The organism is Streptomyces sp. NPDC031111 (assembly GCF_055570675.1).
In genome coordinates this window covers 215,716-235,380 of record NZ_JBVIGS010000012.1, presented here as the reverse complement: position 1 = coordinate 235,380, position 19,665 = coordinate 215,716, and the positions used below count along the sequence as shown (strand labels likewise).

The window sequence follows — 19,665 nt, the reverse complement described above, 5'->3', positions numbered from 1 at the left end:
CGGGTTCAGCCCACCGTCCACTTCTGGTTGGCGCCACCCGTGCAGGTCCAGATCTGCAGCCGGGTGCCGTTGGCGGAGTTGTTGCCGGTCACGTCCAGGCACTTGTCGGCCTGGGGGTTGACGATGTCGCGGGCGGCGGTGACGACCCATCTCTGGGCGGCGGTGCCGTTGCAGTCCCACAACTGTACGGGGGTGCCATCGGCCGTACCGCCCGAGGCGACGTCCAGACACTTGCCGAGCGCTCGGATCGTGCCGTCGGAGCCCACGGTCCAGTTCTGGGCGGCGGTGCCGTTGCAGTCGTAGAGCTGTACGGGCGTGCCGTTGGCGGTGTTGGCCCCCGCGACGTCGACGCACTTGCCGGCCAGGCCGCGGATCGCGCCGCCGGTCGAGGAGTCGCTCGTCGTCACCGACACGTGGTCCACGACGAGTTGCTGCGGGAAGACGGTGGAGCCGTCCGGGTCGCCCGGCCAGTAGCCGCCCACCGCGAGGTTGAGGATCAGGAAGTACGGTTTGTTGAACACCCACTGCTTTCCGCCGAGGTCGGCGGGGGTGCGTCGCTGGTAGACGTTCCCGTCCACGGACCAGGTGATCGAGTCCGGTGCCCAGTCGACGGCGAAGGTGTGGAAGGCGTCCGCGAAGGCCTGGCCGCCCGGCAGCGTGTAGCCGGCGCCGATGCCGCCCGAGCCGGAGTAGCCGGGGCCGTGGATGGTGCCGTGCACCGTGGAGGGTTCGAAGCCGACGTTCTCCATGATGTCGATCTCGCCCGAGTCCGGCCAGTTGACGGGTGTGCCGAGCATCCAGAACGCGGGCCACATGCCCTGCCCGCGCGGGATCTTCATCCGTGCCTCGACGTGCCCGTACTGGGCGGTGAACTTGCCGGAGGTGTTGAGCCGGGCCGAGGTGTACTGGCAGGTGCCGTACCAGCACTGGTAGTTGGCCGGGTTTTCCTTGCGGGCCGTGATCACCAGATGGCCCTGGCCGTCGAGGGCGGCGTTCTTGTTGCCGGACGTGTAGTACTGCCGCTCGTGGTTGTTGACGTTGTCGCCGGTCTCGATCTGCCACTTCGAGGAGTCGACGGCGGCGCCGGCGGGCCCGTCGAAGGTGTCCGAGAACGTCACGGCCGCCGCGGCGGTGGTGTCCGCCGGTTCCGCCCGCGCGGTGCCGACGGCACCGGACGCGACCAGGGCGGCGGACACGGCGGCGATCAGCCATCTGCGGAGTCTGCGCGGAGAGGACATGGCTCTCCCTTCCGTACGGCGACCCGGGTGTGCGGGTGCGCCGACCGAGGTTGTGGGGGTGAATGTGCAACCACTTGATTTAAGAAGTGAGATAAGAGGGCGTCAAGACCCTGGTACGGACCAGGAGTTGCCGGTGTGACGCCCGGGTCCGACCCGGGCGTCCGTTCACGCCGTTGTGCCCCAGGAGGTCCGGTGTGCGCAGCCGGGGTCGTGCTCGGTCGCGCACGACGTCCACCAGCGTTCGCAGCACGCCGCCTCCACCTCGGCCTGCGCGAGCGCGGCGGCCGCCGCGTCGCGCCACGCCGCCCGGCGTCCCTCGCGTTCCCGCAGGACGGCGACCGCGCGCCGTTCGTCGGCGATGACGGTCTCGCGGACGACACCGATCACGGGGGTGAGGGAGGCGACGGCCAGGGCGAGGGTGGTCCAGGCGGGGACCGTGCCCCAGGTGCGTACGGCGCAGAAGGAGAGCCAGAGGGCGACGGCGATGTACATGGCGGTGAGAGTGCGACTGCACCTGCTCATGGCTGGTTCCCCTTCGCGGTCCGTCCGATGGACTTCTGATGCCCCGGATGCGCCCGGGCATGACAGGGCGCCGGACCAGAGGGTCGAAAGGGTGCGCTACATTTTGCTCGCCCTTGACCGCGATCATTCACGATCCCCAACGCTACGGAGCCGGCAACCCCATGAGCGACATCGTCAACGGACTCGGCCGGGCCACCGCCTACGGCGCCCTCGGACTGGTCCTGCTGGTCCTCGGCATCTTCCTGGTCGACGTCCTGTTGCCCGGCAAGCTGGGCCGGCAGATCTGGCAGGAGCGCAACCGCAACGCCGCGGTGGTGCTCAGTTCCGCGCTGCTCGGCATCGGCGGGATCGTGTTCACGTCGATCTGGACGACGTACGAGGACTTCGGCAAGGGCCTGGCGTCGACCGCGGCGTTCGGTGTGCTGGGGCTGGTGATGATGGCCGTGGCGTTCCTGGTGGTGGATGTCATCACCCCGGGGCGCCTGGGTGCCACGCTGGTCGAGCCCGAACCCCACCCGGCGGTCTGGGTGACGGCGTCCTGCAATCTCGCGGTGTCGGCCATCATCTCGGCGTCCATCGCCTGACATCCGCGCCCCGGACTGCCCGGCCCCCGCGTCGTACGACGCGGGGGCCGGGCAGTGCCGTTCAGGAACCGGTGCGGGTGAGCGTGTGCGGTGCCGTCGACGAACTGCCGGTCGCGGTGAAGCCGAAGGCGGTCGTGCCGCCCGGTGCGAGGGCGCCGTTCCACTCGGCGTCGCGCACCGTGACCGCTCCGCCGGTCCCGGTGTTCCGGCCGTTCCAGACGCTGCTGATGGACTGGCCCGACGCGAGCGTCATGCCGACGGTCCAGCCGGCGAGGGCGTCACCGCCGTAGTTGCGTACGGTCACCTCGCCCTGGAAGCCGCCGGACCAGCTGTTGACCGTACGGTAGGTGGCGGTGCAGCCGTCGCCCGGCGTACCGGGGCCGCCGCCGGTGTCACCTCCCGTGTCACCGCCGGTGCCGCCTCCGGCGCCCTCCCGAAAGCCCTATACGCGCGGCTATCTGCCAGGACGAGGAGATCCTCGCCCCGAAACACCACGTCCCAACGCTCCAATGGGGGAGAAACTTTCTCCCTGATTGCGATCCACGCCTGCCGCCACTGGGCCGAGGCACCAGAACCAGTCAGGCCACGCGGGCCCCGCCCCGAGGCGGGCGCACCGGCTCCGGCTGGACGCGCGGTGCGGCCTGAACGCGGGCCGCCGTGCGGACGCGGTACGTCGTGCGGTTGGGGTCGATCACGGGGTCGCCGAGTGTGATGCGGCCGGCCTCGTGCAGGGCGTCGCAGTCGGGGGTGGGCAGGGCGGCGTAGCAACCGCCCGTGCCGGTGGTGGAGTCGAGCGGGCGCCAGTAGCTGTACCGGCGGCGGCCGCCCGCGTACACCGTGACGTAGGTGGGGGTGCGCGGGTCGGCGATGATGCGCAGCACCTCGGCGGCGGTGCCCGACGGCCGGGCGGACGCGACCGGGCCGGGGCCCGTCCGGGTGCGTCGGCCGGGTGGGGTCGGCAGTGCGACGAGGTTCGGGGTGCGGTCGACGGTGGCGAGCATCAGCAGGACCTTTCCGGAGCCGGGACACGAGACCGTCTACCCAGCGCGGCGCCGGAGTTGATCTCCTTTTCCGATCATTGTGCAACCTCGCACCGACAACGCCGAGGCGGCGCGCCCCGAAGCACGTCCGGGCCGGCCCCCGCGGGCCGGCCCGGATCAGCGGAACGAGGAGATCAGACGAGGTCGAACCGGTCGAGGTTCATGACCTTGTCCCACGCCTTGACGAAGTCCCGCACGAACTTCTCCTTCGCGTCGTCGCTCGCGTAGACCTCGGCGAGCGCGCGCAGTTCGGAGTTCGATCCGAACACGAGGTCGGCGCGGGTGCCGGTCCACTTGACCTCGCCGGTGGCCGCGTCGCGGCCCTCGAACGTGGTCTGGTCCTCCGACGTCGACTTCCACGCCGTGCCCAGGTCGAGCAGGTTGACGAAGAAGTCGTTGGTCAGGGTGCCGGGGGCCGTGGTGAACACGCCGTGCGACGTCTGCTGGTGGTTCGCGCCCAGCACCCGCAGGCCGCCCACGAGGACGGTCATCTCGGGGGCGCTCAGCGTCAGCAGGTTGGCCTTGTCCAGCAGCAGGAACTCGGCCGGCAGGCGGTTGCCCTTGCCGAGGTAGTTGCGGAAGCCGTCGGCGGTCGGCTCCAGCGCGGCGAACGACTCCGCGTCGGTCTGCTCCTGCGACGCGTCCACGCGGCCCGGCGTGAACGGGACCTCGATGTCGACGCCGCCGTCCTTGGCGGCCTTCTCGACACCCGCGACACCGGCCAGCACGATCAGGTCGGCGAGCGAGACCCGCTTGCCGCCGGTCTGGGCGGCGTTGAAGGACTCCTGGATGCCCTCCAGGGTGCGCAGCACCGTCGCGAGCCGGCCGGGGTCGTTGGCCTCCCAGTCGCGCTGCGGCTCCAGGCGGATGCGCGCGCCGTTGGCGCCGCCGCGCTTGTCGCTGCCGCGGAAGGAGGAGGCCGAGGCCCACGCCGTCGACACCAGGTCGGACACCGTGAGGCCCGAGGCGAGGACCTGCTCCTTCAGGCCGGCGATGTCCGCCGCGTCGACCAGGTCGTACGTCCGCTCCGGCAGCGGGTCCTGCCACAGCAGCGTCTCCTCGGGGACCTCCGGGCCGAGGTACAGCGACTTGGGGCCCATGTCGCGGTGGGTCAGCTTGTACCAGGCGCGGGCGAAGGCGTCCGCGAACTCGTCCGGGTTCTCCAGGAAGCGCCGCGAGATAGGGCCGTAGACCGGGTCGAAGCGGAGCGCGAGGTCCGTGGTGAGCATCGTCGGCTGGTGGCTCTTCGACGGGTCGTGGGCGTCGGGCACGGTGCCGGCGCCGGCGCCGTCCTTCGGCCGCCACTGGTTGGCGCCGGCGGGGCTCTTGAACAGCTCCCACTCGTAGCCGAAGAGGATCTCGAAGAAGCTGTTGTCCCAGGTGGTCGGCGTGTTGGTCCACGTCACCTCGAGACCGCTGGTGATCGTGTCGCCGCCCTTGCCGGTGCCGAAGGTGTTCCTCCAGCCCAGGCCCTGCTCCTCGAACGAGGCGGCCTCGGGGTCGGGGCCGACGTGGTCGGCCGGGCCCGCGCCGTGGGTCTTGCCGAAGGTGTGGCCGCCCGCGATCAGGGCGACCGTCTCCTCGTCGTTCATCGCCATCCGGCGGAACGTCTCGCGGATGTCGCGGGCGGAGGCGATCGGGTCCGGGTTGCCGTTGGGGCCCTCCGGGTTGACGTAGATGAGGCCCATCTGGACCGCGCCGAGCGGGTTCTCCAGCTCCCGGTCACCGGTGTAGCGCTCGTCGCCGAGCCAGGTGGACTCGGGGCCCCAGTAGACGTCCTCCTCCGGCTCCCAGACGTCCGCGCGGCCGCCGGCGAAGCCGAAGGTCTTGAAGCCCATCGACTCCAGGGCGACGTTGCCGGAGAGGATCAGCAGGTCGGCCCACGACAGGCTCTTGCCGTACTTCTTCTTCACCGGCCAGAGCAGGCGGCGGGCCTTGTCGAGGTTCGCGTTGTCGGGCCAGCTGTTGAGCGGCGCGAAGCGCTGCTGCCCGGCCCCGGCGCCGCCGCGGCCGTCGCTGATGCGGTAGGTGCCGGCGCTGTGCCAGGCCATCCGGATGATGAGCGGGCCGTAGTGGCCGAAGTCGGCGGGCCACCAGTCCTGCGAGGTGGTGAGGACCTCGGCGATGTCCCGCTTCACCGCCGGGAGGTCGAGGGACTGGAACGCCTCGGCGTAGTCGAAGTCGTCGCCGAGCGGGTTCGCCACGGCCGGGTTCTTGGCGAGGATCTTCAGGTTGAGGCGCTCGGGCCACCACTGGCGGTTTCCACCGCCCTGCGTGGGGTGCGGGGCACGCCCGTGCGCGACCGGGCAGCCACCTGCCTCCTCCGCCTTGGGTTCGGTGACGATCGCGTCGTGGTTCTCGGTCATGGGGGTCCTTCCGGGCGAAACGGTTCGCGCAGTTCAGGTACTGCGGGAGGTGGAACAGTCGGGGCACAGGCCCCAGTAGATGACCTCGGCCTCGTCGATCACGAAACCGTGACCGTCGGGCGCGGCCAGACAGGGCGCGTCGCCGACCGCGCAGTCGACGTCGGTGACGGCACCGCAGGAACGGCACACCAGGTGGTGGTGGTTGTCCCCGACCCGGCCCTCGTAGCGGGCGGGGCTGCCGGCCGGTTCGATCCGGCGTACGAGCCCCGCCTCGGTGAGTGCGTTGAGCGCCTCGTAGACCGCTTGGAGGGAGACATGTCCTATGCGCCGGCGCACTTCGGAGGCGAGGGCCTCGACTCCGAGGTGGCCGCCCTGGCGGACGGTGTCGAGGAGGGCGACGCGCGCGGCCGTCGCACGGAGGCCGGCACCGCGGAGCTCCTCGGCGCTGGTCGGCGGCCGGGATGCGGTCATGGGGGGAGCCTATGACTCCAGACGCGAATAATTCCAGAGAACGAACGGGTCCAGTCTTGGGTCGCGTCCGGTAACTGCGGGTGGCTCCCGAGTTGCGTCCCGCGTTCAGGCCCCGCGTACGGGCACGTCAAGGCCCGGGCCCGCCCGCGCCGTCAGGGCGGGGCGCGCCGTATCCCGGCCGGTTCAGGCGACGACGGGCTCCAGGATGACGCAGCACCGGCCCGGTTCCGGCGACAGACGGGCCTCGAAGCGCGTGTCGCCGAGTCCTTCGAGGACTCCGCGCATCAGGTGCAGGTTCATGCCGCACACCGTCCGGGTGTGCTCGCGGGCCAGCGCGTGGAAGGGGCAGTTGCCCAGGACGACGGACTCGTCCTCGCGGCGCGGCTCGAAGCCGTACCGCTCCAGCAGGCCCACGACCTCCCGCCCGTCGCCGTCCGCGCCCATCCGGACGCCCTGCTCCCGCGCCCTGCGGTCCAGCACGTCGCGCACGGGTTCACCGGTGGCGCCGGACTCCTCCACGGCCTGGGCGAGCAGCCGGCCGGCGAGCTCGTAGCGGCGGTCCGGGAGGCTGACGCTGATCTGCTCGGCGGAGCGGCGGTAGAGCTTCGCCGGACGGCCGGCGCCCGGTCCGGTGCGTCCGCTGCGGCGCACGTGGAGGACTTCGAGCAGGTGCTCGGCGGCCAGCCGGTCCAGGTGGAACGCCGCGGTCTGCCGCGCCAGCCCCAGGGCCTGGGCCGCCTCGTCCCGGCCGACCGGGTGCCGCCGGCCCACGACGTAGTCGTACAGCCTCCGGCGGGTGGGCTCGTCCAGGGCGGCGATGGCGGAGACGTCCTTGTCGCGTACTTCTTCCGTGTCGTCCACGAACACCAGTGTAAAAGCAACAGCCATTGACTAAAGAGAGGAAGCGCGCTTCTATCGACAATAGAAGTTGTCGATAGAAGAAGGGTGCAGGTCATGACCTCCACAACCACGGGCGGCACCTCGGTCGCGCCGCGACGGGCCGCGCTCGCCGACCCCGGCTACCAGGCGTTCGTCATCCTGCGCACGGGCTTCACCGTGGCGCCGATCCTGTTCGGACTGGACAAGTTCGCCAACCTCCTCGTCGACTGGCCGGCCTATCTCGCGCCGTGGATCGACGACGTCGTCCCGGGCAGCGCCCAGGCGGCCATGTACGCGGTGGGGGTGATCGAGATCGTGGCCGGCGTCGTCGTGGGTGTCGCGCCGCGCTTCGGGGGCTGGCTGGTCGCCGGCTGGCTCGCGGGCATCATCGTCAACCTGCTCACGATCCCCGGCCACTACGACGTCGCCCTGCGCGACTTCGGGCTGCTGCTCGGCGCGGTGGCGCTCGCCCGGCTGGCGCAGCGGTACCACGGTTCCCGGACCTGACGGGCGGTCAGTACAGCAGGCGCAGCGCTCCGGGCAGCACCTTGACCGTGACGGGGAGGGCGGCGTCGACCTCGCCGTCGGCGCCGTAGGGGACGTCGCGGTCGGCCGCGATGCGGATCTCGCCGCCCCGCAGGATCCGCACCTGGGGCCGGTGGACGTGGGCGCCGGTCCTGAGTTCGTTCATCAGGGCGAAGAACAGCCTCCGTGGCGCCTCCCGGATCAGGACGACGTCCAGCAGGCCGTCGTCGACGCGGGCGTCGGGGGCGATCAGGCGGCCGGATCCGTAGTAGCCGGAGTTGGCCGCCACCACCGTGTACCCGGTGTGGGTGTGCTCCTCGCCGTCGACGGTGACGCGGTAGCGGGCCGGCCGCCAGGTCGTGACGGCCCGCAGGCCGCCCGCGTAGTAGGACGCGGAGCCGCGCAGCAACCGCGACCGGTTGGCGTGCCGGTTGGCGAGGGCGTCCACCCCCGCGTAGACGCTGCCGAGGACGACGGTGCGGTCGTGGACGGCCGAGCGGACCTCGATGGTGTCCACCGGACGCGGTTCGCCGTGGAGCAGGATGCGGGCCAGGGCCGCGGGGTCCTCGGGCAGCCCGAGCGCGCGGGCGAAGTCGTTGCCGCGGCCCGCCGGGACGAGGCCGAGTGTCGCGCCGGTCCCGCTGAGGGCGCCGCCGACGCCGCCCGCGATGCCGTCCCCGCCGACGGCGAGGACGATCCGCCCCCGACTTCCGGCGTCGCGGGCCAGTTCGCGTGCGTGGGCCAGGCTGCGGCTGTACTCGGTCCGCAGGTCGGCCCCCTCCTCCCGCAGGTGCCGGGCCAGGGCGAGCAGCGCGGCCGCTCCGGCGGCCGCTCCGGCGGTGGGGTTGACGACGGCGGTGAACTGTCGCATCGGGGTGCCTCCGGGCGGGCCGACGGGTTTGGGGACGGGCGGTCAGGGGTTCCGGGTCAGTCGGCGGGCAGCAGGACTCCGGGGTTGAGCAGCCCCGCCGGGTCGAGTCGCCGCTTCACGGCGCGCAGGGCGTCGACACCGAGCGGGCCGGCCTCGCGGACGTACCAGTCCCGGTGGTCGGTGCCGACCCCGTGGTGGTGGCTGATGGTGCCGCCGGCGGTGAGGATCGCCTCGTTGGCGGCGTGCTTGGCGCGGGTCCAGTGCGCCACCGGGTCCTCGCCCTGGGCCGAGACGACGGTGAAGTAGAGGGAGGCGCCGTTCTCGTAGACGTGCGAGATGTGGCACATGACCAGGGGCGGGGTGCCGGCCCCGGTGAGGGTCCCGGTGAGCGCGTCACGGACGGAGGCGTACAGCCCGGGGACGCGGGACCAGAACGTCGCCGTCTCCAGCGTCTCCGCGAACGCCCCGGCGTCGAGGAGAGCGTCGCGCAGGTACGGGGCCGAGTAGCGGCCGTGCGCCCAGCGGCGGCCGGGCTCCTCGCCCAGGGGCGTGCCGCCGCAGTCGCGCAGCACGGCCGCGGCCCGTTCCCTGCGGTGGGCGGTGTCCTCGGCCGTGCCCTCGTATCCGGCGACGGCCGTGCAGCCGGCCGGCTGCGGGGTGCCGGAGCCGATCGCGTCGGGGTGCGCCAGGCCGATCAGCGTCTCGGTCTCGTCGGACAGGCGCAACACGGTCGGCCGCGGCCCGTCCTGGGCGAGCCGGCGCAGCGCCGTGGCCCCCTCCTCGAACGTCGGGAAGCTCCAGCCCTCGTACACGCGGGTCTGCGGGACGGGGCGGATCCGTACGGTCACCGAGGTGATGACGCCGAAAGCCCCCTCCGATCCGAGGACCAGCTGGCGCAGGTCGGGCCCGGCGGCGGAGCGCGGGGCGCGGCCGGTGTCGAGGGTGCCCTCGGGGGTGGCGAGGGTGAGGGACAGCACCATGTCGTCGAAGCGGCCGTAGCCGGCGGAGGCCTGGCCGCTGGAGCGGGTGGCGGCGAAGCCGCCGATGGTGGCCCACTCGTAGGACTGGGGGAAGTGGCCGAGGGTGAAGCCGTGTTCGGCGAGCAGCGCCTCGGCCCGCGGGGCGCGCAGCCCGGCTTGCAGGGTGGCGGTGCGGGAGACCGGGTCGAGGGCGAGCAAGCCGTCCATGCGCCGCAGGTCCAGGGCGACGAAGGCACCGCTCCGTGCGGGGGCGAGGCCGCCGACGACGGAGGTGCCGCCGCCGAACGGCACCAGCGGCAGGCCGTGTTCCGCGCACACCCGCAGCACGGCCAGCACCTCGTCGTGGTCGGCGGGAAGGAGTACGGCGGCCGGGACGGCGGCGACGTCGCCCTGCCGGATGCGCAGCAGGTCGGGGGTGGACTTGCCGCGGGTGTGCCGGACGCGCGTCTCGGCGTCGGTGCGCACCTGGGCCGCGTCACCCAGGGCGGCGGCCAGGGCGCGGTGCGCGGCGGGCGCCAGCGGGCTCTCCGGGACGGCCAGGTCCTCGAGGGCGACGGGGCCGGTCTCGCGCGGTCGCACGCCGAGCAGATCCCGCAACAGTCCGATCACCGTGTCGGGCAGCGGCGTCGCCTTGGCCGGGTCGCCCCAGCCGCTCCACAGCATGTCCATGGCTGTCGTCCTCACCGGTCGGTATGAGCGATGCCGTCGACCGACGGCCTCACGTGGCGTTACACTGTGACACATGACGCCTATTCGTCACAACGCTTCCGGCGGTTCGGACAACGACGCGGTGCTCGACGCGGTGCGGGACTGCGTCCTCGCCGTCGGTGTCCGCCGCACCACGCTCACCGACGTGGCCCGCCGCGCCGGGGTCTCCCGGATGACGCTGTACCGGAGGTGGCCCGATGTGCGGTCGCTGGTCGGCGATCTGATGACCCGGGAGTGGATCGGCGTGGCCACCGGGGCCATGCCGGAGCGCCGTCCGGGGCAGCCCACACGCGAGGTGCTCACCGAAGGGCTGGTCACGGGGGTGCGTGCGCTGCGCGCCCACCCGCTGTTCCGGAAGATCCTCGACGTGGACCCCGAACTGCTCCTGCCCTATGTGCTGGACCGGCGCGGGGCGAGCCAGGAGGCCCTGCTCGGGCTGCTGGCCGACGCCCTGCGCGAGGGGCACGCCGACGGCTCGGTGCGCGTGAGCCACCCCGAACGGCAGGCGCGTGCGGTCCTGCTGATCGTGCAGTCCTTCGCCCTGTCCCTGCGGACCATGGCCGACGAGGACGACGCCGAGCTCGCCGCCGAGGCCTTCCTCGGCGAGCTGCGCGGCATCCTGGAGAGGACCCTCACGCCATGAACTCCCCCGGCCCGGACCCCTCCTCGTCCCTGTCCGCCGCGCGGCGCGCGCGGGAACTGACCGACTCCGTGGGCGGCCCCGTCATCGACGTGCTGGTCGTCGGGCTCGGTGCCACGGGCGCCGGGGCGGCGCTGGACGCGGCGGCACGCGGGCTGAGCGTGGTCGCCGTCGACGCCCACGACCTGGCCTTCGGCACCTCCCGTTTCAGCAGCAAGCTCATCCACGGCGGGCTGCGCTATCTCGCCTCCGGGCGGCTCGGCGTGGCCCACGAGAGCGCGGTCGAACGCGGGGTGCTGATGGAGCGCACCGCGCCCCACCTGGTACAGGCCCAGCCGTTCGTGCTGCCCCTCACCCCACTGGTCCCGCGCGGTCAGGCCGCCCTGGCGCGGGCCGGTTTCCGGGCCGGTGACACGCTGCGGCTGGCCGCCCGCACGGCCAGGGCCACCCTGCCCCCGCCGCGCCGGCTCTCCGCCGTGGAGACCCTGCACCTCGCTCCCGTCCTGCGGCGCGACGGCCTGCGCGGCGGCCTGCTGTCCTGGGACGGCCGGCTCACCGACGACGCCCGTCTGGTGACCGCCCTCGCCCGCACGGCCGCCGCGCGCGGGGCACGGATCCTGACCCGGGTCCGGGCCCTGGAGCTCGGCCCGACGGGCGCCCGGGTCCGCGACGAACTCACCGGCGAGGAGGGCGAGATCCGCGCCCGCGCGGTGATCAACGCCTGCGGTGTCTGGGCGGGCGGACTCGTCGACGGCGTCCGCATACGGCCCTCCCGCGGCACCCACCTCGTGCTGCGCCCCGAGAGCCTCGGTCCGCTCACCGCGGGCCTGCACATCCCGATCCCCGGGGAGAGCAACCGCTTCGTCCTGGTCCTGCCCCAGGACGACGGCCGGGTCTACGTCGGCCTCACCGACGAACCCGTGGACGGCGACATCCCCGATGTCCCGCAGGCACCCGAGACCGACATCGGCTTCCTCCTCGACGTGCTGTGCTCCGTCCTGCACGCACCGGTCCACCGTGACGACGTGGTCGGCGCCTTCGCCGGGCTGCGGCCCCTGCTGGACACGACGGCGCACTCGGGCACGGAGCCCAGGACAGCCGATCTCTCACGGCGTCACGCGGTCCTCACCTCCTCCGAGGGTGTCGTCACCGTCGTCGGCGGCAAGCTCACCACCTACCGGCGCATGGCCGAGGACGCCGTCAACACCGCCGTACGCCTCCGCGGGCTGCCGGCGGGCCCGTCCCCCACCGCGTCGTCGCCCCTCGTGGGCGCCGCGCCGCCGCGCGTCCTCGCCGAACTGCCCGCGCCCCGCCGCCTCGTGAGGCGCTACGGCACCGAGGCGCCGGCCGTGCACGCGCTCGGCGCGCGGGACCCGCGGCTGGGCGAGCCGGTGCTGGCCGGATACCCGGTCACCGGCGCCGAGCTGCTCTGGGCCCTGCGCCACGAGGGAGCGCTCGACGAGGAGGACGTCCTCGACCGCCGCACCCGCATCGGCCTCGTCCCGGCCGACCGGGCGACGGCCCTGGACGCGGTCCGCGACATCCTGGACGGGGCCTTGTCACAGGGCGGTTGAAGGCTCATCGGCCGTACACGCCCACCTCGCGGAGCGAGTAGCCCCACTCGGTACCCCGGGCCAGGAACTGGACGCGGAGGTACCGGGCCGGTGCGGCGCTGAACGTGGCCGTGTCCAGGCCGCCGTCGCCCGAGGTCGTGGACCAGGCGGTGTGCCAGTTCGTACCGTCGGTGGAGAGGTCGACGCGGTACGACCTCCCGTACGCGCGTTCCCAGTCCAGGGTGACGCGCCCGACCCGGTGGGTGGCGCCGAGGTCGATCCGGAGCCACTGGTCGTCGCTCCAGTCACTGGCCCAGCGGGTGCCCCGGTCGCCGTCGACGGCACGGCCGGGCGCGTAGCTGGTGAACGGGTTCCACTCCGCCGAACTGGCCGTGGCGGCGGCGCCCTTGGCGAGGTCGACCGCGGGCCGGTGCCGCTCGGAGGCTCCCCAGGTGCCGAGGTAGGACTCGGCGCCCTTGAAGAGGTCGTCCACAACGTGCTGCCCGCCGACGCGCCGGATGTCCTCGATCCAGTCGGGGACGAGCCCGTAGTGCGCGGCCCCGTCGGTGTTCAGGTCCCAGGTGCGCTCGCCGGTCGTCTGCCGGTCGAGGACGGAGCCGCCGTCGGCACTGCGGAACGGATACGTGACGGGGTCGGGGGCGTCCGCGCCGCGCGGGGCCGGCCAGCCGCCGACGCCGTTCATGTCCGTGCCGTAGCCGTAGCCCACGCCGTACTTGTCGCGCAGCGCCTCGGTGCGGTCCGCCTCCGCGACGAAGCCCTCCGAGCCGTGCATGTACTGGGCGACGAACCCGCCGAGGCCGTAGACCCGTTCGGTCCAGTTCAGGTCCATCCAGCTGTGCGACGAGAGGACACCGGGGTACGCCTCGGCCTCGAAGATGTCGAGCACCCTGCCGGTGGCCTTGACGCTCATGTGGTCGATCTCGAGCATCATGTTGCGCTTCATCATGCCGCGCACGGCGTACTCGCCGAGTTCGGTGAGCCCGCGGACGTTGCACCGGGCGTCCTCGTCGTACGAGGGGACCGCGACGCCCGCGGGGAGCCTCTTCTCGGCCTCCGGCGCGGAGGCCAGGCCGATGGGGTTGTCGTGCTGGGGGCCGGTGCACCGCTCCGTCCGCCAGAAGGTGCCGGTGGACAGGAACTGCCCGACGTTGATGGCCGTACCGAGCGCGCCCTCGTCGAACCGCACGCCGCACAGCGCGTTGTCGAACTTGTGGCACAGGAACATGCTGCGCACGCCCAGCGCGTACAGCTCGTCCAGTCCCGCGTCGATGTCGGCCCTGTCGCACTGCGCGACGTCCAGGACCTGCTTGCAGCCGAACGGTTCGGAGGTCTCGACGCCGAGGACGACCGCGAGCTTGCCCTGCTCGACGACCTCGCGGGCCCGGGCGCTGTCGGTGACGATCCGGAACCAGCCCTTGCCCGGCCCGCCGTACATCCCGTCGATGTACGCCTGCATGTCGTACGTCAGTTTCGCCTGGAGCCGGATGGACGTCATCTCGTCGCAGTCGCGGTCCTTGAAGAAGTACACGGAGCAGATCACGCCGTTGGTGACGAGGTCGTTGACCAGCACCCGCTGCCCGCCGCGCCAGGCGCGCTCGATCCAGGCGTAGTAGTTCTGCTGGTGGGTCAGGGAGTCGTGCGCGGGCCAGTCCGCGAAGGTGGGCCAGCCGACCGGGTCGTGTCTGCCGTCACCGCCGTTGGTGATGAAGTCGAAGATGGCGAGCGAACCGTCGGGATAGTGCTCGGGGCAGTCCTTGAGCGCGTCGGCGATGCCCTTCGCGGAGAACGGCCTGCCGCAGATGAGCCGGCCGCCGAAGGCCTCGTTGGACATGATGTGGTTGTGCGCGTCGACGAACCCGCGTACGTCGCCGGCGGCGTCGGTGCCCTTGAAGGGCTCCCCGGTGACGTCGATCCCGGAGTCGGGCGTGGGCCGGGCGACCGGATCCCACCAGCCGCCGTCGGCGGCGGCACCGGGGGTGGGCCCGAGGGCCGCGGCCAGCACGAGGAGCAGCAACGACACGACGGCGACGTGCCGCCGTCCGCGAGAGGTGGCCATTACGCACGTCCCTCCGTCGACGGAGTTGTCATGAGCGCGCGGAACATGGCCCGAGAATCGCTACTGGCGCGTACGGCGTCAAGGGTTCCGGGAGGGGTGAAAACCGGCCCTAACGACCGGTGTCCCTCTCGTAGTGGAGGGAGATGGAGCGCAGGACGTCGGCGGAGGAGACGTCGGTGCGGCCCTCGTCGTGGATCTCGGCGAGCTGGACGAAGGCGAAGGTGAGCGCGGAGGTGATCTGCACGATGGCGGGACCCAGCTTCGCGGTGACGATCTCCGCCACCTCCCGCGCGCTCGCGTCGGCCGGCAGCTGGATGCGCGGCAGCATCTCCTCCAGGAGCTGGGCGACGGCCCCGTTCCCCGCCACGTCCGCGTCCGGGTCCGCACGGAGTCGCCGCCGCATCTCCAGGGCCTCGGTCAGGATCCCGACGCCCCGCTGCATGATCTCCCGCTGCTCCATGGGCCCAGCCTAGACACGGACTGGCCCGCCCGAACCGCTTCTGACTATCATCCTTTTCATATGTGAATGAGCGTTTTGTCCCTCGAGGGCGGCTGCCGGGCGCGGCCTCCTCGACCGAGTGAGTGATCCATGTCCCGCAGCGGCTCCACGGACGACGGCGACGAGCTTCTGATCAGGCTCGGGACGCTGACGGCTCAGGCACGCGCCCAGGCGGAGGTGCAGCGCTCCCGGGTCGAACTGGCCATCGCCCTCCAGCGCGGCATGCTGCCGAGGGGGCTGCCGGTCGCCGACGGTGTACAGCTGGCCGTGCGGTACTCGCCCGCCTACCAGGGACTCAATGTCGGGGGCGACTGGTACGACGCCTTCACCATGCCCGACGGCCGTATCGGCCTGTCGATCGGCGACGTGCAGGGACACAACATCGAGGCGGCCGCCTTCATGGGGCAGGTACGGGTCGGGCTGCGGGCTCTCGCCTCCGTCGACAGCGAACCGGGCGAGCTCCTCGCCCGTACCAATGAACTGCTGCTGTCCCTGAGCTCGGATCTCTTCGCCACCTGCACCTTCATGCGGCTCGACCCGGTCACCCGGCTGCTGGAGAGCGCCCGGGCCGGACATCTGCCGTGCGTGTGGGCCACCGCGGACGGCCGGTCCGGGGTGACCGAGGACGAGGGGGGTCCGCCGCTGGGGGTCCTGTCCGGGGCGGTCTATCCCGTCACCCGGTACAGGCTCGACACGGGCGGGGTGTTCGTGATGCTCACCGACGGGGTGGTGGAGGGACCGTCCATGCGCCTCGACGAGGGGCTGGAGCAAGTGGTGCGGCTGGCGGGCATCGCCGCGGTCGCGCGCATGGACACCCACGCGCTCGCGGCCGCCGTGATCAAACAGGCGGAGCGGGTGGGGCACGACGACGACGCGGCCGTGCTGGTGATAGGCCACGAACGGCCGACCGCTCAGCCATAGGGCCGCAGGTCCGCCCGTCTCGCCTCGCCGACCCGGCGGCCTCGGTGTCTGATGGCTTGTGTGGTGGCTCGCCAGGACCTTCGTGCACCGGCCGTCTTCCTGATCGAGACGCTGGCCGTCGCCGCCTGCTACTACGCGGGGGGACGGCTGGGGCTGCTGCGCGAGCTCCACGTCGGCGGCGCGGTGGTCTCACCCATCTGGTCGCCGACGGGAGTGGCGGTGGCCTGTCTGCTGGTCCTCGGGCTGCGCGCCTGGGTGGGAATCGCACTCGGCGCCCTGCTGATCCTTATGCACCTCACCACGCTCCGGCTGTCCTCACTGGGCGTCCTCGTCGGCAGCACCGCCGCGCCGGTGTGCGGCTACCTCCTGCTCCGCAGGGTGGGCTTCCGCAGCGATCTCACCCGATTACGGGACTGTCTCTACCTGGTGTTCCTCGGCGCCTTCTCGGCGATGCTGATCAGCGCCACCACCGGCGCCGCCCTCCTCGTCGCCACGGGCGACCTCCCGGCGCGGAACGTCTGGGCGGTGTGGCTGGCGTGGTGGGTGGGCGACGCGATGGGCGTCCTGCTCGTCGCCCCGCTGCTGCTCATGCTGTACCGCCGGCGTGCGCCGCCGCTCTGGTCGAGGTGGAAGGAGGCGCTGGCGCTGGCGGCGATGGCGGTCGTCCTCGTACCACTGGCGACGCACAGCCGGGCCAGTCTGCTGTTCGCCATCTATCCGCTGCTGATCTGGGCGGCGCTGCGGTTCGAGCTCCCGGGCAGCATGCTGTGCGCCCTGTTCGCGTCCATCATGGCCACCATCGCGGCGACCGATCGCCGCGGACCGTTCAGCGGGCTGACCGAGTTGGAGGTCCTGACCAACCTGCACACGTTCAACGGGGCGTTGGCCCTGACCGCCCTGCTGCTGTCGGCGGTGATCGCGGAGCAGCGTGCGACGAGGCGCTCCGTGGAGCGGGCGTGTCAGGAGCTGGTGGAAGTGCTGGAACACCTGACGGCGGGAGAGTCCTCCGCGGGCCGGCCCCCACGGGAACGGGACTGATCAGGTCCCGTCCCTGGGGGCTGCGCCCCCAGACCCCCCGTCGGCCCTTCGGGCCTCGTCCTCAAACGCCGGACGGGCTGGGTGTCAGCCCCTCCGGCGTTTGAGGAGCGGGGTCCGGGGGCGGAGCCCCCGGGGACGGGACGGGAAGGGGCGGCGGGGGCGAACACTATGAACGCAAAGCCGGGTTCCATGGTCATCGCGGGCCGCCGTTCCTAGCATCCGGGCCCATGCCTCAAGCAACCCGCGTTCCCCGACCGTCCCGTTCCCGCCGAGTCCGCCGGCGGGCGGTGACCCTGTGCCTCGCCTTCGCGGCCATCGGCACCCTCACCCAGGCCCCGGCCGCCACGGCCGAGGACACCCGCCCCACCCCCGTCGACTGCCCCGCGGGCCTGGCCGCGAAGGCCACCTGCTACACCGGCCGGGACACCAACGGCGCGTACTACGCGATCGCCGTCCCCGAGCACTGGAACAACAAGCTCGTCGTCCACGCCCACGGCGGGCCCGACCTCGGTGAGGGGTCGGACCCCCAGCGCAGCACCGAGGACCTGGAGCGCTGGCAGGTCATGGTGGACCAGGGCTACGCCTGGGCCGGTTCCTCGTACCGCCGGGGCGGCTACGGCACCCGGATGGCCGCGACCGACACCGAGAACCTCCGCCGGCTGTTCACCGAGGAGTTCGGCCGGCCGCAGCGGACGTACCTCCACGGGCAGTCCTGGGGCGGCAACGTGGCCGCCAAGACCGTCGAGATGTACGGCGGGGCAAGCGGCCCGTACGACGGGGCGCTGCTCACCAACGGCGTCCTCGCCGGCGGCTCCCGCGGCTACGACTACCGGGTCGACCTGCGCGTCGTCTACCAGTACTACTGCCGGAACCTGCCGCGTCCCGGCGAGCCCCAGTACCCGCTGTGGCAGGGGCTGCGCCCCACGTCGACGCTGACGACGACCGGGATGCGCGCCCGGCTGGAGGAGTGCACCGGCTACGCGTCCCCGCCCGAGGAGCGCACCGCGCTCCAGCAGCGCAACCTGGACGACATCCTCGCCGTCACCGGGATCCCCGAGCGCACGCTGGAGTCGCATCTGCGCTTCTCGGTGTTCACGTTCCGCGACATCGTGCACGAGCGGCTGGGTGACCGGAACCCGTTCACCAACGAGGGCGTGCGGTACTCCGGTTCGCACGACGACGAAGCGCTCAACGCGGGTGTGGAACGGTTCACCGCCGACCCGACGGCCGTACGCGACCTGTCGTACGACAGCGACCTCACCGGCAGGGTGAGGATCCCGGTGCTCACGCTGCACGCAATCGACGATCCCACGGCGTTCGTCGAGCACGAGGCGGCCTACCGCGATACGCTCGCCGGCGCCCACCGGGACCGGAACCTGGTGCAGACGTTCACCGACGAGCGGGAGCACAGCGGGCTGAGCACCTCGGAGTACGCCAACTCCGTCGCCGCCCTGGACCGTTGGGTGCGCACCGGGGACAGGCCGACGCCCCGGGCGGTCGCCGCGTCCTGCGCCGCGTTCGACCGTACGTACGGCACCGGATGCCTCTACGAGCCGGAGTACCGGCCGTCGTCGTACTCCTCGCGCGTCAGGCCGCGCGCGGGCGGTACGAGCTGGCCGGCCATGACGGCCGCGCGGGAGAAGTCCTGGAGCCGGATCGAGGGCGTCGGCATCGCCCCCTGACTCCAGTGGCCCGGGTGCCGCCTCACTCACGCAGGGAGGCGGCGTCGCCCATCACGATCACCGGGTGCAGGTCCGGGTCGAGGGCGCGCAGGAGTTCCTTCATATGACGCTCCTCCAGGCTGACGCAGCCCTGGGTGGGCCCCTGGTGGTCGACGTGCAGCCAGATGCCGCCGCCCCTGTCGGCGCCCAGCGGACGGGTCAGGTCCAGCGGTGACGTGCCCGGCTCGCGGTTGTAGTCGATGGCGATGACGTAGTCGAAGGAGCCCTCCAGCGGCTCCCCCTCGAAGCCTGTGCCGTCCACGCCGAACCCCTCCGACTGGTCGTACGGCAGCTCGGTGCCGGGGTCCGGCAGGAGCCCTCCGGCGTCGGTGAGGGTGAACACGCCGACGGGCGAGCGGAGGTCGCCCGCCCAGTGGTCCGCGGTCCAGCCCTTGAGGGCGTTGCGCGCGGGCCATGCCGGGCCTCCTTCCCACCCGGAGCCGGTGTGCTGGTGGAGTACGACCTCGGAGTGGCTGGCGTCCTTGTCCCGGCCGGTGACGACGACGACCTGGCGGGCGTTCCCGGGGATCCAGGCCAGGGTCCGGGGGCCGAGGCCGGGGATCCGGGCCGGCGGTCGTGCTCCGGCGTCGGACCGGCCCTGTGCGGTGTTGGTGGTGCCCGGCGCGCCGTCGGCGGTTCCGGGTGGGGTGTGGGCCGTGCCCGGTGCCCCGCCCGCGGGGAGGTCCCGCGCCGTGCCGCCGCCGTCCGTGCCGCACCCGCTCAGCGCCGCCAGCACGGCGAGGACGACGACCGGCGCCGCCACCCCGCCACGCACGCGGGCAAGGGCGCCGGACCGCCGCCCGGTGCGGTACGGGGGGCGGGGGCGCGGACGGTGCGGGCAGTCGATCGATGAAGCCATGCTCACAGCCTGACTTCGACTTCCCGGAAACGCGTCAGCTCCCCGCGCGAGTCCGGCGAAGTCCCCCATCTGCCCTGCCCCCGGAGAGCCCCGACCGGGGTCCGTACGGGTGACGGGCCCGCACCCCGAGTGGAGTACGGGCCCGCCGGACGGAGTACCGCGCAGGGGTGGCG

Annotated in this window: 18 protein-coding genes and 1 pseudogene; 7 read left to right on the top strand and 12 right to left on the bottom strand. The window is 72.5% G+C overall.

The window, feature by feature from the left end:
• Positions 1-5: 5 nt before the first annotated feature.
• Positions 6-1,238: a ricin-type beta-trefoil lectin domain protein gene (locus ACZ470_RS25100; RefSeq protein WP_468430621.1), complete on the bottom strand. Its 1,233-nt coding sequence runs from the start codon at positions 1,236-1,238 to the stop codon at positions 6-8.
• A gap of 165 nt (positions 1,239-1,403) precedes the next feature.
• Positions 1,404-1,760: a hypothetical protein gene (locus tag ACZ470_RS25095; protein ID WP_468430619.1), complete on the bottom strand. Its 357-nt coding sequence runs from the start codon at positions 1,758-1,760 to the stop codon at positions 1,404-1,406.
• A gap of 161 nt (positions 1,761-1,921) precedes the next feature.
• Here ACZ470_RS25095 and ACZ470_RS25090 point away from each other — a divergent pair, with 161 nt between their 5' ends.
• The gene (locus ACZ470_RS25090) at positions 1,922-2,344 is read left to right on the top strand and encodes a DUF350 domain-containing protein (protein ID WP_468430617.1); all 423 of its coding nucleotides are present in this window, start codon (positions 1,922-1,924) and stop codon (positions 2,342-2,344) included.
• A 61-nt stretch (positions 2,345-2,405) separates the two neighbouring features.
• On the opposite strand, the pseudogene ACZ470_RS25085 reads toward ACZ470_RS25090, so the two are convergent.
• From ACZ470_RS25085 to ACZ470_RS25065, 5 genes and pseudogenes are all read right to left on the bottom strand, one after another.
• A pseudogene (locus ACZ470_RS25085) lies at positions 2,406-2,690 on the bottom strand (cellulose binding domain-containing protein); the annotation flags it as partial.
• A 232-nt stretch (positions 2,691-2,922) separates the two neighbouring features.
• Positions 2,923-3,345, bottom strand: coding sequence for a hypothetical protein (locus tag ACZ470_RS25080; RefSeq protein ID WP_468430615.1), 423 nt, complete (start codon positions 3,343-3,345; stop codon positions 2,923-2,925).
• A gap of 173 nt (positions 3,346-3,518) precedes the next feature.
• Positions 3,519-5,750, bottom strand: a complete 2,232-nt coding sequence (gene katG, locus ACZ470_RS25075; RefSeq protein ID WP_468430613.1) for a catalase/peroxidase HPI — start codon at positions 5,748-5,750, stop codon at positions 3,519-3,521.
• Between the two features lie 33 nt (positions 5,751-5,783).
• Positions 5,784-6,221, bottom strand: coding sequence for a Fur family transcriptional regulator (locus tag ACZ470_RS25070; RefSeq protein WP_468430611.1), 438 nt, complete (start codon positions 6,219-6,221; stop codon positions 5,784-5,786).
• 183 nt (positions 6,222-6,404) lie between these two features.
• Positions 6,405-7,088 (bottom strand): helix-turn-helix transcriptional regulator, encoded by a 684-nt coding sequence (locus tag ACZ470_RS25065; RefSeq protein ID WP_468430734.1) that lies wholly within the window; start codon positions 7,086-7,088, stop codon positions 6,405-6,407.
• Between the two features lie 87 nt (positions 7,089-7,175).
• On the opposite strand from ACZ470_RS25065, the gene ACZ470_RS25060 reads away from it, so the two are divergent.
• Entirely contained in the window at positions 7,176-7,607 is a 432-nt protein-coding gene (locus ACZ470_RS25060) for a hypothetical protein (protein ID WP_468430609.1), read from the top strand.
• Between the two features lie 7 nt (positions 7,608-7,614).
• On the opposite strand, the gene ACZ470_RS25055 is transcribed toward ACZ470_RS25060, so the two are convergent.
• Both ACZ470_RS25055 and ACZ470_RS25050 read right to left on the bottom strand, forming a co-directional pair.
• The gene (locus tag ACZ470_RS25055; RefSeq protein ID WP_468430606.1) at positions 7,615-8,496 is read right to left on the bottom strand and encodes a YegS/Rv2252/BmrU family lipid kinase; all 882 of its coding nucleotides are present in this window, start codon (positions 8,494-8,496) and stop codon (positions 7,615-7,617) included.
• 56 nt (positions 8,497-8,552) lie between these two features.
• Positions 8,553-10,145, bottom strand: a complete 1,593-nt coding sequence (locus ACZ470_RS25050) for an FAD-binding oxidoreductase (RefSeq protein WP_468430604.1) — start codon at positions 10,143-10,145, stop codon at positions 8,553-8,555.
• 73 nt (positions 10,146-10,218) lie between these two features.
• On the opposite strand from ACZ470_RS25050, the gene ACZ470_RS25045 reads away from it, so the two are divergent.
• Both ACZ470_RS25045 and ACZ470_RS25040 read left to right on the top strand, forming a co-directional pair.
• Positions 10,219-10,827: a TetR/AcrR family transcriptional regulator gene (locus ACZ470_RS25045; protein WP_468430602.1), complete on the top strand. Its 609-nt coding sequence runs from the start codon at positions 10,219-10,221 to the stop codon at positions 10,825-10,827.
• The gene (locus ACZ470_RS25040) at positions 10,824-12,398 is read left to right on the top strand and encodes a glycerol-3-phosphate dehydrogenase/oxidase (protein ID WP_468430600.1); all 1,575 of its coding nucleotides are present in this window, start codon (positions 10,824-10,826) and stop codon (positions 12,396-12,398) included. Before ACZ470_RS25045 ends, ACZ470_RS25040 begins: the two co-directional genes overlap by 4 nt.
• Before the next feature lie 4 nt (positions 12,399-12,402).
• Here the strand turns inward: ACZ470_RS25040 and ACZ470_RS25035 are convergent, their stop codons facing one another.
• Together ACZ470_RS25035 and ACZ470_RS25030 are read right to left on the bottom strand one after the other, a co-directional pair.
• Positions 12,403-14,454 (bottom strand): galactose-binding domain-containing protein, encoded by a 2,052-nt coding sequence (locus ACZ470_RS25035; protein ID WP_468430598.1) that lies wholly within the window; start codon positions 14,452-14,454, stop codon positions 12,403-12,405.
• 109 nt (positions 14,455-14,563) lie between these two features.
• Positions 14,564-14,914, bottom strand: a complete 351-nt coding sequence (locus ACZ470_RS25030) for a hypothetical protein (protein WP_468430596.1) — start codon at positions 14,912-14,914, stop codon at positions 14,564-14,566.
• A gap of 129 nt (positions 14,915-15,043) precedes the next feature.
• Here ACZ470_RS25030 and ACZ470_RS25025 point away from each other — a divergent pair, with 129 nt between their 5' ends.
• The 3 genes from ACZ470_RS25025 (at position 15,044) to ACZ470_RS25015 (ending at position 18,594) form a co-directional block, all read left to right on the top strand.
• Complete coding sequence (locus ACZ470_RS25025) at positions 15,044-15,874, top strand: PP2C family protein-serine/threonine phosphatase (RefSeq protein ID WP_468430594.1); 831 nt, start codon at positions 15,044-15,046, stop codon at positions 15,872-15,874.
• Positions 15,875-15,925: 51 nt separating this feature from the next.
• Entirely contained in the window at positions 15,926-16,912 is a 987-nt protein-coding gene (locus ACZ470_RS25020) for an MASE1 domain-containing protein (RefSeq protein ID WP_468430592.1), read from the top strand.
• A 227-nt stretch (positions 16,913-17,139) separates the two neighbouring features.
• Positions 17,140-18,594, top strand: coding sequence for an alpha/beta hydrolase (locus ACZ470_RS25015; protein ID WP_468430590.1), 1,455 nt, complete (start codon positions 17,140-17,142; stop codon positions 18,592-18,594).
• A 22-nt stretch (positions 18,595-18,616) separates the two neighbouring features.
• On the opposite strand, the gene ACZ470_RS25010 is transcribed toward ACZ470_RS25015, so the two are convergent.
• A complete protein-coding gene (locus ACZ470_RS25010; protein ID WP_468430588.1) occupies positions 18,617-19,492 on the bottom strand; it encodes a L,D-transpeptidase family protein in 876 nt (291 codons plus the stop codon).
• Between the last annotated feature and the right edge of the window lie 173 nt (positions 19,493-19,665).

Coding starts and splice junctions, on each gene's coding strand:
- ACZ470_RS25100 (WP_468430621.1), bottom strand. CDS start 1,238: ATGTCCTCTCCGCGCAGACTCCGCAGATGGCTGATCGCCGCCGTGTCC.
- ACZ470_RS25095 (WP_468430619.1), bottom strand. CDS start 1,760: ATGAGCAGGTGCAGTCGCACTCTCACCGCCATGTACATCGCCGTCGCC.
- ACZ470_RS25090 (WP_468430617.1), top strand. CDS start 1,922: ATGAGCGACATCGTCAACGGACTCGGCCGGGCCACCGCCTACGGCGCC.
- ACZ470_RS25080 (WP_468430615.1), bottom strand. CDS start 3,345: ATGCTCGCCACCGTCGACCGCACCCCGAACCTCGTCGCACTGCCGACC.
- katG (WP_468430613.1), bottom strand. CDS start 5,750: ATGACCGAGAACCACGACGCGATCGTCACCGAACCCAAGGCGGAGGAG.
- ACZ470_RS25070 (WP_468430611.1), bottom strand. CDS start 6,221: ATGACCGCATCCCGGCCGCCGACCAGCGCCGAGGAGCTCCGCGGTGCC.
- ACZ470_RS25060 (WP_468430609.1), top strand. CDS start 7,176: ATGACCTCCACAACCACGGGCGGCACCTCGGTCGCGCCGCGACGGGCC.
- ACZ470_RS25055 (WP_468430606.1), bottom strand. CDS start 8,496: ATGCGACAGTTCACCGCCGTCGTCAACCCCACCGCCGGAGCGGCCGCC.
- ACZ470_RS25050 (WP_468430604.1), bottom strand. CDS start 10,145: ATGGACATGCTGTGGAGCGGCTGGGGCGACCCGGCCAAGGCGACGCCG.
- ACZ470_RS25045 (WP_468430602.1), top strand. CDS start 10,219: ATGACGCCTATTCGTCACAACGCTTCCGGCGGTTCGGACAACGACGCG.
- ACZ470_RS25040 (WP_468430600.1), top strand. CDS start 10,824: ATGAACTCCCCCGGCCCGGACCCCTCCTCGTCCCTGTCCGCCGCGCGG.
- ACZ470_RS25035 (WP_468430598.1), bottom strand. CDS start 14,454: ATGGCCACCTCTCGCGGACGGCGGCACGTCGCCGTCGTGTCGTTGCTG.
- ACZ470_RS25030 (WP_468430596.1), bottom strand. CDS start 14,914: ATGGAGCAGCGGGAGATCATGCAGCGGGGCGTCGGGATCCTGACCGAG.
- ACZ470_RS25025 (WP_468430594.1), top strand. CDS start 15,044: ATGTCCCGCAGCGGCTCCACGGACGACGGCGACGAGCTTCTGATCAGG.
- ACZ470_RS25020 (WP_468430592.1), top strand. CDS start 15,926: ATGGCTTGTGTGGTGGCTCGCCAGGACCTTCGTGCACCGGCCGTCTTC.
- ACZ470_RS25015 (WP_468430590.1), top strand. CDS start 17,140: ATGCCTCAAGCAACCCGCGTTCCCCGACCGTCCCGTTCCCGCCGAGTC.
- ACZ470_RS25010 (WP_468430588.1), bottom strand. CDS start 19,492: ATGGCTTCATCGATCGACTGCCCGCACCGTCCGCGCCCCCGCCCCCCG.